Source organism: Lautropia dentalis (genome assembly GCF_003892345.1).
Taxonomy (GTDB): domain Bacteria; phylum Pseudomonadota; class Gammaproteobacteria; order Burkholderiales; family Burkholderiaceae_E; genus Lautropia; species Lautropia dentalis.
In genome coordinates, this window is sequence record NZ_RRUE01000002.1 from 973,536 (window position 1) to 986,575 (window position 13,040).

Consider the following 13,040-nt stretch of genomic DNA (forward strand, 5'->3'; position numbering starts at 1 on the left):
TCCATGTCCAGTCTGCTCGAAAGAACCTTCCAGTTGCAGGAGCACGGGACCTCGGTGCGTACCGAGGTTCTGGCCGGTCTGACCACCTTCCTGACCATGGCCTACATCCTGTTCGTCAATCCGATGATCCTGGGCAGCACCGGCATGCCGAAGGAGGCGGTGTTCGTGGCCACCTGCCTGGTGGGCGCGTTGGGTACAACCGTCATGGCCCTCTATGCCAATTACCCGATTGCCGTGGCGCCGGGCATGGGCCTGAACGCCTACTTTGCCTTCACGGTGGTGGGTACGCTGGGCTACAGCTGGCAGGCGGCGCTGGGGGCGGTCTTCCTGTCGGCCTGCCTGTTCCTGCTGACCACGGCGCTGGGGTTGCGTTCACTGCTCATCACGGGCATCCCGCAGGGCCTGCGGGCCGGGGTCACGGCCGGTATCGGCCTCTTTCTGGCCATCATCGGGCTCAGCAATGCCGGCATCGTCGTCGATCATCCCAAGACACTGCTGACGCTGGGCGACATGCATTCGGTGCCGGTCATCCTGTCGTGGCTGGGCTTTTTCCTGATCGTGGCGCTGGATTACAAGCGTGTGACCGGCTCGGTGCTGATCGGCATCCTGATGGTGACGGTGCTGTCGCTGTTCGTGGGTGACAACAAGCTCAACGGCGTCATCTCCACGCCGCAGTCGATTGCGCCCACGTTCCTTGCGCTGGACATCAAGGGGGCGTTGGCTGGCGGCCTGGTCAACGTGGTGCTGGTGATGTTCCTGGTCGAGCTGTTCGACGCCACCGGCACGCTGATGGGCGTGGCCCGCCGGGCCGGCCTGTTCGTGGGAGCGGGCACGCCCGAGCAGAACCAGCGCATGCGCCGTGCACTGATGGCCGACAGCACCGCCATCATGGCGGGCTCGATTCTGGGCACGTCCAGCGCCACGGCCTATGTGGAAAGCGCGGCCGGTGTGCAGGCCGGTGGCCGCACCGGCCTGACGGCGCTGACGGTGGCCGCGCTGTTCCTGCTGGCGCTCTTCTTCTCGCCGCTGGCTTCGGTGGTGCCGCCCTATGCGACGGCGCCGGCACTGATGTTCGTGGCCTGCCTGATGGTGCGCGATCTGGTCGACATCGACTGGAAGGACACTATCGAGGCGGTGCCGGCCGTGATCACCACGCTGGCCATGCCGTTCACCTACTCGATTGCCAACGGTCTGGCCTTTGGCTTCATTTCGTATGTGGCGCTCAAGACGCTGACCGGCAAGTGGCGCGAAGTGCACCCGCTGACCTGGATCATCGCAGGTCTGTTCGTGCTGCGCTTTGCGTGGCTGGGCGGGCATTGACCTCCTCCTCCCAACCATACCAGACCGGGTTTGCCAGGCCCTGGACGAGGAAGTCCACCAGCCGGCGGACCTTCACCGGCAGCAGCTTGCGGGTGGGGTAGAGCACATAGATGTTGCGCTCGCCGGTCTGGTACTGCGACAGGATCTGCACCAGCCGGCCATCGCGCAGTTCCTGGTGCACCATGAAGTCCGGCTGCAGGGCAATGCCCTGGCCATCCAGGGCGGCCTGCTGGCAGGTGTCGCCGTTGTTGGCAAAGAGCCGGGTATTGATGCGCACGGTCTCGCGGCCATCCGGGCCGTCGAAGCTCCATTCGCCGGTACGGGTGGGGTAGGTGTAGCTGTACAGGATGGTCTCGTGGTGGGCGAGGTCCTGCAGTGTGCGGGGTGTGCCGTGCAGTCGCAGGTATTCGGGCGAGGCGCACATTACCAGCCGCGTGCTGGCCAGTCGCCGGCTGATCAGGGCCGAATCGTTCAGGATGCCTACCCGTACGGCCATGTCGTAGCCTTCCTCGACCAGGTCCACCATCCGGTCCGACAGCACCACGTCCAGCTGTACCTGCGGGTTCTCGGCCAGAAAGCGCCCCCAGAGCGGCGCCAGATGCAGGTTGCCGAAGGTGTAGGGCACGCACACCCGCAGCCGTCCGTAGGCCTCGCCGCTGCGTGAGCGGATTTCCGATTCGGCCTCGTGAATGGCCGCCAGCACTTCCTTGCAGCGTTCGAAATAGCGCTGGCCCTCGGTGGTGAGCGACAGCCGCCGCGTGGTGCGTTGCAGCAACCGGGTTTCCAGATGCTGTTCCAGCTCGGCCACGTGGCGCGAGACGGCGGCCTTGGAGATGCCCAGGGCCGACATGGCCCTGACGAAGCTGCCGGCCTCGACCACGGCCACGAAGGTCGACATTGCCTGAATCTTGTCCATTTCGATCAGGGAAGAAGGGTTGTATTCCGGGCTGATTGATCTGAATCATATGTGATATCTGCATGATCGTAGGTAAACTGTGTCGTATGGCAAGACATTGCCCTTATGACGGGCTTGCATAAAGGGGACGAACGGTGCCAGTATGTCGGCCGTTGCTGCGCCGGGCGGCCAGGCAGGATCGCTGCCGTGCCGGTGTCCCTGTGTCCGGTTTTCTTCCGGTCTCCTTTCGGAACACCTCTCATGATCAAGAAACTTGCCCGTCGTCTGACGGCCGTTGCCGTTCTCTCCCTGGCCGCTGCCGGGGTTCATGCCGAAACCCTGTCCGTGGCCGCCACGCCCGTGCCGCACGCCGAGCTGCTCGACTTCGTCAAGCCCAAACTGAAGGCCGAAGGCATCGACCTGAAGGTGCGCGTGTTCAACGACTACGTGCAGCCCATCCAGGCCACCGTCGACAAGGCCGTGGACGCCAACTTCTTCCTGCACAAGCCGTATCTGGACAGCTTCAACAAGGAACACCACACCGACATCGTGCTGGTGCCGGATGCGGCCGTGCACGTCGAGCCCTTCGGCCTGTACTCGCGCAAGGTCAAGAGCCTGGCCGATGTGAAGAACGGCGCTACCGTGGTGCTGCCCAACGACCCGTCCAACGGGGGCCGTGCCCTGCTGCTGCTGCAGAAGGCCGGTCTGATCAAGCTGAAGAACCCGGACAACATCCTGTCCACCTCGCGTGACCTGGCCGAGAACCCGAAGAAGCTGCGCTTCCGTGAACTGGATGCCGCCTTCCTGCCGCGTGCGCTGGATGATGCCGATCTGGCGCTGATCAACACCAACTATGCGCTGGCCGCCGGTCTGCAGCCCAACAAGGATGCGCTGGTGCTGGAGGGCGCCGATTCGCCCTATGCCAACATCGTCACGGCCCGCCCCGACAACGCGAAGTCGCCGGCCATCGCCAAGCTGATGAAGGCGCTGCGCTCCGACGACGTGAAGAAATTCATCGAAGAGAAGTACAAGGGCGCCATCGTGCCGGCGTTCTGATTCGCCATCTGTCTCCGGCCTGGGAACCCTCTGCAAAAGTCCTGCGGCACTTTGATTCCCATGCCCGGGCGATCCAGTGCGTTGCCATTTGTCGCCAATAGCGCTGCTATTGCCGACAAATGGCGCCTTCTGGCTCATCCCGATCCTGGGTTCGAAGCGCTCGCAGACTTTTGCAGAGGGTCCCTGGAAAAAGCGCGGCAATCCTGTCATGGGAGCCGCGCTTTTTCATGGAGGCCGCGCTTTTTTGCGGGGTGCCCGGTGGGGCTCTGCCACCTGCAACGGAACCGTGATCCCCTGTCGGGCGCAGGGGCTGTCGGATGCAGGAAGCTGTCGGGCGCAGGAGGACTACAGCCACCCGACCTTGCGGAAGCGGCGGTACAGGATCAGCCCGATGGCGGCCATCAGCAGCAGGGCCATCGGGTAGCCCAGCGGCCACTTCAGCTCCGGCATGTTCTCGAAGTTCATGCCCCAGATGCCGGCCAGGGTGGTCATCATGGCGAAGATGGCGGCCCAGGCCGCCAGTTTCTTGCTCACCTCGCTCTGTTCGAGGCCGATCAGCGACATGTTCACCTGCATGGCCATCAGGATACCGTCGCGCACGTTGTCCAGCGACTGGCCGATCCGCTGCAGGTGGTCGTGCACATCGCGGAAGTAGTCCTGCAGCCCGTCGCCGCGGTGCGACTGGTGGCGCGCATACTGCCGCACGAATACCTCGTCCCGCACCGTCGGCACGGTCGGCAGTGCATGCCGCAGCTCTGTCACGTCCTGCTTCATCGAATGCAGGCGCAGCATCATCTCCCGGGTGGGCTGCTTGTGGAAAATCTCGGTTTCGATGGCCTCCAGCTGGTCTTCCAGTCCGTCGGCCACCGGCATGAAGCGGTCCACCACCGCATCGGCCAGAGCGTACAGCACGAAGGCGGCACCCTGCTTCATCAGCTCCGGTTCGCGCTCGGCCCGGGTGCGTACATCGGCAAAGCCGCGCCTGACGCCATTGCGGACCGACAGCAGAAAGTGCTGGTTCATGAAGACATACAGATCCCCGTAATGGATCTCGCCCCCGTCCTGCTCGACCACCTTCAGCGAGATGAACAGCAGCCCGTGATACTCCTCCGCTTTTGGGCGCTGGCCGCCATGCAGCGTGTCTTCCACGGCCAGCTCGGGCAGGTCGAAGATCTCCTGCATCATCAGGACCTCGGCGGGCTCCGGGTCCTTCAGGGCTACCCAGGTAAAAAGGTCGGGATTACGCAGGGCGTTCGGCAGGGCCGAGACATCGATGTCGGCCAGGCGCTTGCCGTCCTGGTAGGTGGTGCACTGGATGATCATGGGGCAGGGGGCGTCGTGGAAAGCCAGCAGGTATTATTATGAATATCGTGCCTGAAACGTGAGGGTATCGCCCCCGAGGCGGGTGCTTATCATTCCCAATTGCAAAACAGTGTTTGCGACTGTCGGCCGGACGCCGGGTTTGCCGCATCCGGTGGCAGGCGGTTTGAGCGATACCTCAAGAATCGCATATCATTATTCAATGGTTCCGGGTAGAGCGTGTCATGGATCCATCCATTCGTCCCCCCGCAGGCCCCGAATGAGTCCCTGACACGCGCCATCCGGAGTACAGGAAGGGTCTGGTTTATCCCGCAACGGCCCGTTGCCGGGGTGCGGCCGGGGCTGTGGTGCCCCGGTTCAGCACGGTGGCCGTAGGCAGGACCGGCCTGCGGGAGACACCTGTCCGTGCCGGTGCTTCGCTGGGCGCCGGCTCCGTGCCGTACCGGATGGCTCCGGGGCCATCTGCCAGATTCCTTCATCCTGCCCGTGCCGGCTTCCGGCATGTTGCATCTACCGTTCAGATCGCCCCAGGGGCGCTTGAGACCTATTTCCGGCATGAAAACCGCTTCCCGCCTACGTTCCCTGATCCTGCTGGCCTCTGCCGCGCTGATGGCAGGCTGCAACCAGCTGACCGTGCTCCGGCCCTCCGGCTACATTGCCGAGCAGGAGAAGGACCTGGTCCTGCTGGCCACCTATCTGATGCTGATCGTCATCATCCCGGTCATCTTCCTGACGCTCTTCTTTGCCTGGCGCTACCGCGAGAAGAACGTCAATGCCACCTACGATCCCACCTTCACCCACTCCAACAAGCTGGAAGTGGTGCTGTGGTCCATCCCCATCATCATCATCCTTATCCTGGCCTACATCACGTACGTCACCTCGCACTCGCTCGATCCCTTCCGTCCGCTCGAGAAAATCGACGAGAACCGCCCGGTGGCCGCCGGTGTCGAGCCGCTGGAAGTGCAGGTGGTGGCCATGGACTGGAAGTGGCTCTTCATCTATCCGAAGGAAGGCATCGCCCTGGTCAACGAGATGGCCGCGCCGGTCGACCGTCCCATCCGCTTCAAGATGACGGCCACCTCGGTGATGAACACCTTCTACATTCCTGCCCTGGCCGGCATGATCTACGTGATGCCGGGCATGGAAAGCCAGCTCAATGCGGTCATCAACAAGCCGGGTGACTACATGGGCCTGTCGGGCAACTACTCCGGTGCGGGCTTTTCGGGCATGAAGTTCAACTTCAAGGGCCTGGAGCAGAAGGATTACGACGCCTGGGTCGAGAAGGTGCGCAGCAGTGGCGGCGCCCAGCTCACCCGCGCCGACTACCTGCAGCTGGCCAAACCCAGCGCCAACGAGAAGGTGCGTGAGTACGCCAGTGTCGATCCTGGCCTGTACGAACGGGTGCGCCTGCGCTGCGTCGAGGCCGACCGGATGTGCTCCGACATGATCATGGCCATCGATGCCCAGGGCGGTCTGGGACGTCTGGGCGTGGACGGCGTGGTCACCGAGGCCATCAACGAGCCGGCTCACCGCGGCGAGATCCAGGTCTTCCGCTCCTACGTGTCCGAGGCCCTGTGCGCCCCGGCCGTCCGTACCACCGACCTGCAGGCCAGCAGCCCCATCCCGCTGTCCGTGCCGACCAGCGTCCAGTAACCGCTACATCCTGATCCGGCTGCCGGCCCCGTGCCGGCAGCGCCTGTTTTCATAACTGATACCCGGCGTCGCCGGCGCCTGGGCAACCCTTGCCAGAAACCCGATGTTCGATCAATCCGACCCCTCCAAACTGCTCCTGGGACGCCTGTCCTGGGAGGCCATCCCGCTTCACGAACCCATCCTGATCTTCACGTTCCTAGCCGTGGCCGTCGGTGGCCTGGCCGTCGTGGGCGGGATGACCTATTTCAAAATGTGGGGCCCGTTCTGGCGCAACTGGGTCACCTCGGTCGACCACAAGAAGATCGGCATCATGTACATCGTGCTGGGCATCATCATGCTGCTGCGCGGTTTTGCCGATGCGCTGATGATGCGTCTGCAGCAGGCCATGGCCTTCGGTGACAACCTGGGCTACCTGCCGCCGCACCACTACGACCAGATCTTCACCGCCCACGGCGTGATCATGATCTTCTTCGTGGCCATGCCGCTGGTCACGGGCTTCATGAACTACATCGTGCCGCTGCAGATCGGTGCGCGCGACGTGGCCTTCCCGTTCCTGAACAACTTCAGCTTCTGGATGACCGCCTTCGGCGCCGTGCTGGTGATGCTGTCGCTGTTCATCGGCGAGTTCGCCAAGGCCGGCTGGCTGGCCTATCCGCCGCTGTCGGGCATCGAATACAGTCCCGACGTGGGGATGGACTATTACATATGGGCATTGCAGATAGCCGGGGTCGGAACCACGCTCTCTGCGGTGAACCTGATCGTCACCATCCTCAAGATGCGCTGCCCCGGCATGAACCTCATGAAAATGCCGGTGTTCACCTGGACGGCCCTCTGCGCCAACATCCTGATCACGGTCATCTTCCCGGCGCTGACGGCCTCGCTGTTCATGCTGTCGCTCGACCGCTATCTGGGCACGCACTTCTTCACGAACGATCTGGGCGGCAACGCCATGATGTACGTGAACCTGATCTGGATCTGGGGTCACCCCGAGGTCTATGTGCTGGTGCTGCCCTCCTTCGGCATCTATTCCGAAGTCACGGCCACCTTCTGCCGCAAGCGCCTGTTCGGCTACACCTCCATGGTGTATGCCACCAGCTGCATCATGATCCTGTCGTACCTGGTGTGGCTGCACCACTTCTTCACGATGGGCTCGGGCGCCAGCGTCAACACCTTCTTCGGCATCTCGACGATGATCATCTCCATCCCGACGGGAGCCAAGATCTTCAACTGGCTGTTCACCATGTACCGCGGCCGCATCCGCTTCGAAGTGCCGATGATGTGGGTGGTGGGCTTCATGGTGGTGTTCGTCGTCGGTGGCATGACCGGCGTGCTGCTGGCCGTGCCGGCAGCCGACTTCGTGCTGCACAACAGCCTCTTTCTCATCGCCCACTTCCACAACGTGATTCTGGGTGGCGTGGTCTATGCCATGCTGGCCGGCATCGCCTACTGGTTCCCGAAAGCCTTCGGCTACCGCCTGATCCCGTTCTGGGGCAAGCTGTCGTTCTGGTGCTGGTTCTTCGGCTTCTGGCTGGCCTTCACCCCGATCTACATCGTGGGCCTGGCCGGTCTGACCCGTCGCGTCAGCCACTTCGACGATCCGTCGCTGCAGATCTACTTCATCATCGCCGCCATCGGCGTGGGCATCATCCTGATCGGCATCCTGTCGTTCATCGCCCAGCTCGTCTTCAGCTTCATCCACCGCGACAAGCTGCGTGACGAAACCGGCGATCCGTGGGATGGCCGCACGCTGGAATGGTCCACCTCGTCGCCCCCGCCGGACTACAACTTCGCGTTCACCCCGGTGGTGCATGACATCGACGCCTGGTGGGACATGAAGGAGCACGGCTACAAGCGGCCCACGGGTGGTTTCATCCCCATCCACATGCCGAAGAACACCGCGGCCGGCTTCACCATCGCGGCGCTTTCCGGTGCACTGGGCTTCTGCCTGATCTGGCACATGTGGCTGTTTGCCGGCGTGTCCTTCGTGGCGATGCTGGCGGCCATCATCATCCACACCTTCAACTACAAGCGGGACTTCTACATTCCGGCTGCCCAGGTCGAACGGACCGAAGCCGCCCGGACCCGCATCCTGGCTGCCAATGCCTGATCATCCCCAACACATGACACGGACCTGGCAAAACCAAGCATGAGTGCAACCCTGACCCAAAAGGGCCCGGCCGAGGCCGGTGCCCGCCAGTACTACCTGACGGAAGAGCATCATCCCGAGAACGGGACGATGCTGGGCTTCTGGATCTACCTGATGAGCGACCTGCTCATCTTCGCCTGTCTTTTCGCCACCTACGGGGTGCTGGGCAGGAACTATGCCGCCGGCGTGTCCGGGCGCGATATCTTCGACCTGAAGCTGGTTGCGCTCAACACCGCCATGCTGCTGTTCTCGTCCATCACCTACGGCTACGCCGTGATTTCCATGCAGGAAGAGAAGCTGGGCGGCACGCTGCGCTGGCTGGGCCTGACCGCGCTGTTCGGTCTGGGCTTCCTGTGCATCGAGATCTACGAGTTCCACCACATGATCGAGCATGGCGCCAGCCCGCAGCGCAGCGCCTTCCTGTCGTCGTTCTTCGGCCTGGTGGGCACCCACGGGCTGCACGTCACCTTCGGCCTGGTCTGGCTGGTGACGCTGATGGTCCAGCTGGGCAAGCACGGCCTGACCACCGCCAACCGGCGCCGCGTCATGTGCCTGTCGATGTTCTGGCACTTCCTGGACGTGGTCTGGGTGGCTGTCTTCTCCTTTGTCTACCTGGTGGGATCCCTGTCATGAGCGCACACTCGCACAACACGGGCCATGCTCCGGCAGGCCATCACGGCCACGGCGACCATGGCCATCACGAAGAATTTCCGCACGTCACCCGCAAGGAGTACAACACCGGCTTCATCCTGTCGGTGATTCTCACCGCCATCCCCTTCGGGCTGGTGATGAGCGGGGCCATCGAAAACCCCGATGTCGCGGCCATGGTCGTGATGGGCTTCGGTGCCGTGCAGATCATCGTGCACATGGTGTATTTCCTGCACATGAACCGCAAGGCCCAGGGGGGCTGGACCTTCCTGGCCTTCGTGTTCACCGCCATTCTGCTGGCCATCACGCTGGTGGGTTCGCTGTGGGTCATGTACCACCTGAACTACAACCTGATGCCCGCCACCAACCACAACCTGCGTATCGCTCCCTGAGCGCGGGTTCCTGTGACCGGTGCCGTTTGGTCTGCGTGCATGGCCAGGCATCGGTCAAGGGGAGGGGATGCTTTCCCTCCCCGGCGCAGATTTCCGGATGTCCAACATGCCCGATACCGAAAGAGACGCATCGAATGCATCACGCCCCGAAGGCCGCCCTGCGCGGCCTTTGGCGTCTTCACCGGTGGCACGCGCCGTGGTGGCCGTGCTGCTGCTGGGGCTGTTCATCCTGTTCGTTTCGCTGGGCACCTGGCAGGTCGAGCGGCGTGCGTGGAAGCTAGACCTGATCGCCCGTGTCGATGCGCGCATCCATGCGGCCCCGGTGCCCCTGCCGCCGCCGGCCGACTGGCCCGCCGTCAATCGTGATCACGATGAATACCGGCAGGTCCGCGTGCGCGGCACCTTCCTGCACCAGCACGAGGCCTTCGTGCAGGCCAGTACCGTGCTGGGCGCTGGCTACTGGGTGCTGACGCCGCTGCAGCTGGCCGACGGTCACATCGTCTTCATCAACCGCGGCTTCGTGCCACCCGAGTACCGCGCCGTGGGCAAGCGCAACTTCGACCACCCGGAGGGACTGGTCGAGATCAGCGGCCTGATGCGCATGACCGAACCGAAGGGCGGCTTCCTGCGCGACAACAATCCGGCCGATGACCGCTGGTACTCGCGGGACGTGGCGGCCATTGCCGCCTCACGTCATCTCGATGGCGACACCTCTTCTGCAGCGGAGCATGTCAACGCCGGCCATGGTGATGCCCCTTCCGCGGCGGGTGGTGCTGGTGAAAGCAGCATTGCCCCTGCCGGTACGACGCCCCGTGTTGCGCCGTTCTTCATCGACCAGGCCCTGCCGGTGCGGTCGCTGCCCAGCATGGATGCCCCGGTGGATGACACCGAACGCTGGCGTCCGCCCCCCGAGGGTAGCGACGAGCTGGCGCTGTCGCACTGGATGGCCTCACAGCGCAAACAGCTGCCCATGCCCGGCCTGACCGTGGTTTCGTTTGCCAACAGCCACCTCTCCTACATCTTCACCTGGTACAGCCTGGCCGCCCTGGTGGCCTTCGGTGCCTGGAAGATGCTGTGGGTGCCGCGGCGGGAGCGCCGCCATGCAGGGGAGGCGCAGGACTGATTCCGGGGGGCAGGTATCCGTCGCGCCGGTGCCTGGATGGCGAATCAGGGATTGCCCTGTCAGGGCAATCACCAAGCAGAATGGATGGTTCCCATACGTTGAGCCGGGGTCAAAAGAAGCTACACTTTTGGCCGTACAGGGGAGCCATCCACCGGGCAGGATCCCGGGGCTCCCGCAACATCAGGCGAGGAGCGACCGGTGGAGGCACTGCAGAATTTCTTCGAATGGCTGGGCGGCTACGTCTGGGGGCTGCCGCTGCTGATACTGCTGGGCGGCACGGCCATCTATCTCACACTGCGGCTGGCCTTCCTGCAGGTCACCATGCTGCCGATGGCGCTCAAACAGGCGTTTTCGCCGCCGAAGGCCCACCATCACGATCACGAGGGTGACATCTCGCACTTCAGCGCGCTGATGACGGCCCTGTCGGCCACCATCGGTACCGGCAACATTGCCGGTGTGGCCACGGCCATCGTCTCGGGTGGTCCGGGGGCCGTGTTCTGGATGTGGATCACCGCCTTCTTCGGCATGGCCACCAAGTACGGCGAGGCCGTGCTGGCCGTCAAATACCGCGTCACCAACGAAAAGGGCGAGATGAGTGGCGGCCCCATGTACTACATCGAGCGTGGCCTGAACATGAAGTGGATGGCCGTGCTGTTCGCCGTGTTCGGTGTGCTGGCCTCGTTCGGCATCGGCAGTTCGGTGCAGGCCAACTCGGTGGCGCAGGCCATCCAGACCAGCTTCGACATCAACCCCTGGATCACGGGTGTGGCGCTGACCATCCTCACGGGCATCGTGGTGCTGGGCGGCATCCAGAGCATTTCGAAGGCGTCGTCCTACATCGTGCCCTTCATGGCCATCGTCTATGTGGCGGGCGGTCTGGCCATCATCTGCCTGCACTTCGACAAGGTTGGCCCGGCCATCTCGCTGATCTGTCGCTCGGCCTTCGGGCTGGATGCGATGGTGGGGGCCACCATCGGCATGGCCGTACGCTATGGGGTGGCCCGCGGCGTGTTCTCCAACGAATCGGGCATGGGTTCGGCCCCCATCGCGGCCGCTGCCGCGAAGACCGACCACCCCTCGCGGCAGGCGCTGGTGTCGATGACCGGCACCTTCCTCGATACCATCGTGGTCTGCAGCATCACCGGCATCGTGCTGGTCATCGGCGGGCTGTACCAGACCTCCAGTGAATCGGGGGCGGCGCTCACCACCCATACCTTCAACGACCTGCTGCCCGGTCCCGGCGGCTGGCTGGTCACCTTCGGCCTGATCTTCTTTGCCTACTCCACCATTCTCGGCTGGTGCTATTACGGCGAGAAATGCGCCTCCTACCTGGGTGGCGAGCGGATCGTGCCCATCTACCGCATCATCTACGTGGTGTCGGTGCTGCTGGGCGCCGGGGTCAACCTGGGGCTGGTCTGGGCGGCCTCCGATGTCTTCAACGGCCTGATGGCCGTGCCCAACCTGATCGCGCTGCTGCTGATGTCCAACGTGATCGTGGCCGAGACGAAGGACTTCATCATGAAGCGCCGCTCGGGCGAACTGCCCTGAGCAGCTTCGCCACGAGGCATTTTTCTGAACCCGCGCACGTCGTCCGTGCCCGCGCACGTCGTCCGTGTTGCGGGTTTTTTGTGTCGTGATCAGCGCAGGCGCATGAAGCTCTGACCACCTGCTTTGTACAGGCGCTGCGCTGGCCTGCGCCGTCGCCTATGTTGCAGTTTTTTGCATCGGAACCTGTGCCCGGGCTTTTCCTGTGCGCAACTGTCGATGTCCAGAGGACTTCGGGCGGTCATTCATGCATATCTGAATATTTGACGCCTGGCCAGTCATGCATATCTGATCGTTCATGCCATTTATGGTTACCCCCGGTGAAAAGGTATGAACAGGCTGTTTTTCTTGTGCAGGATCAAGCTTTCCATACACGTGGTGCATGCCTGTCATGCAAAACCCGAGGGTTCAGGTGCGAATTCATTTGCCATCTCGGGTCAAACCTGATTGACGTACTTGGGATTGTTTGCACTTTTTTCTGCAAGGAACAAAATAGCGGGAATGATCAGCACCATCATTTGGACTGGTCACGCAATGGTCGGTATTTCTGCAGTTAACCAATCAAGAAAAAGAACTCTTCTCATTTGTTATTCTGCGGGTGAGAAGAAGGGACTTACCGAAAATGACCCAAACACTTCCCCTGTCACAGCTCAAGAAAGGGGCCCATGCGCATATCGAGCGCATTGCGCCCAACCCGGTCTTTGGCGGCCTCGACCCCATGGTGGGCCGCCGCCTGGCCGACCTCGGATTTTCCGATGGCGTCCCGCTGATGGTCATTGCCACCGGCCTGCTGGGGCGCGGCCCCTTTGCCGTGCGCCTGGGCAACCAGTCGCAGTTTGCCCTGCGCGAGCCCGAGGCCGCCAAGATCCTCTGCCGGGTCGTGCCGCATGGCCATGGTCAGACTTCTTCTGTTTCAACCCATTCCAGGGAGGCCCGCTGATC

Annotated in this window: 11 protein-coding genes; 9 read left to right on the forward strand and 2 right to left on the reverse strand. The window is 63.0% G+C overall.

Features of this window, described 5'->3' with window-relative positions; genetic code table 11:
• The first annotated feature begins 3 nt into the window (after nt 1–3).
• A complete protein-coding gene (locus EHV23_RS11925) occupies nt 4–1,320 on the forward strand; it encodes an NCS2 family permease (RefSeq protein ID WP_125096277.1) in 1,317 nt (438 codons plus the stop codon).
• Here EHV23_RS11925 and EHV23_RS11930 read toward each other — a convergent pair.
• Nucleotides 1,271–2,236, reverse strand: a complete 966-nt coding sequence (locus EHV23_RS11930; RefSeq protein ID WP_125096278.1) for a LysR family transcriptional regulator — start codon at nt 2,234–2,236, stop codon at nt 1,271–1,273. The two genes, EHV23_RS11925 and EHV23_RS11930, sit on opposite strands and share 50 nt — an antisense overlap.
• A 240-nt stretch (nt 2,237–2,476) precedes the next feature.
• On the opposite strand from EHV23_RS11930, the gene EHV23_RS11935 reads away from it, so the two are divergent.
• On the forward strand, nt 2,477–3,271 hold the full coding sequence (locus tag EHV23_RS11935; protein ID WP_125096279.1) for a MetQ/NlpA family ABC transporter substrate-binding protein: 795 nt from the start codon (nt 2,477–2,479) through the stop codon (nt 3,269–3,271).
• Nucleotides 3,272–3,616: 345 nt separating this feature from the next.
• Here EHV23_RS11935 and EHV23_RS11940 read toward each other — a convergent pair whose 3' ends face one another.
• Complete coding sequence (locus EHV23_RS11940) at nt 3,617–4,594, reverse strand: magnesium and cobalt transport protein CorA (RefSeq protein ID WP_125096280.1); 978 nt, start codon at nt 4,592–4,594, stop codon at nt 3,617–3,619.
• Nucleotides 4,595–5,146: 552 nt separating this feature from the next.
• On the opposite strand from EHV23_RS11940, the gene cyoA reads away from it, so the two are divergent.
• The 7 genes from cyoA to EHV23_RS11975 all read left to right on the forward strand — a co-directional run bounded on the left by cyoA (nt 5,147) and on the right by EHV23_RS11975 (nt 13,038).
• Nucleotides 5,147–6,244, forward strand: coding sequence for a ubiquinol oxidase subunit II (gene cyoA, locus EHV23_RS11945; protein ID WP_125096281.1), 1,098 nt, complete (start codon nt 5,147–5,149; stop codon nt 6,242–6,244).
• Nucleotides 6,245–6,347: 103 nt separating this feature from the next.
• The gene (gene cyoB / locus EHV23_RS11950; RefSeq protein WP_125096282.1) at nt 6,348–8,351 is read left to right on the forward strand and encodes a cytochrome o ubiquinol oxidase subunit I; all 2,004 of its coding nucleotides are present in this window, start codon (nt 6,348–6,350) and stop codon (nt 8,349–8,351) included.
• A 39-nt stretch (nt 8,352–8,390) separates the two neighbouring features.
• Nucleotides 8,391–9,023 carry a cytochrome o ubiquinol oxidase subunit III gene (cyoC, locus tag EHV23_RS11955; protein ID WP_125096283.1) on the forward strand — a complete coding sequence of 211 codons (633 nt, stop codon included), beginning with the start codon at nt 8,391–8,393 and terminating at the stop codon, nt 9,021–9,023.
• Nucleotides 9,020–9,430 carry a cytochrome o ubiquinol oxidase subunit IV gene (cyoD, locus tag EHV23_RS11960; protein ID WP_125096284.1) on the forward strand — a complete coding sequence of 137 codons (411 nt, stop codon included), beginning with the start codon at nt 9,020–9,022 and terminating at the stop codon, nt 9,428–9,430. Before cyoC ends, cyoD begins: the two co-directional genes overlap by 4 nt.
• A 106-nt stretch (nt 9,431–9,536) precedes the next feature.
• Nucleotides 9,537–10,553, forward strand: coding sequence for an SURF1 family protein (locus EHV23_RS11965; RefSeq protein ID WP_203228988.1), 1,017 nt, complete (start codon nt 9,537–9,539; stop codon nt 10,551–10,553).
• Between the two features lie 198 nt (nt 10,554–10,751).
• Nucleotides 10,752–12,101 (forward strand): alanine/glycine:cation symporter family protein, encoded by a 1,350-nt coding sequence (locus tag EHV23_RS11970; RefSeq protein WP_125096286.1) that lies wholly within the window; start codon nt 10,752–10,754, stop codon nt 12,099–12,101.
• 619 nt (nt 12,102–12,720) lie between these two features.
• Entirely contained in the window at nt 12,721–13,038 is a 318-nt protein-coding gene (locus EHV23_RS11975; protein ID WP_125096287.1) for a FeoA family protein, read from the forward strand.
• Nucleotides 13,039–13,040 lie beyond the last annotated feature (2 nt).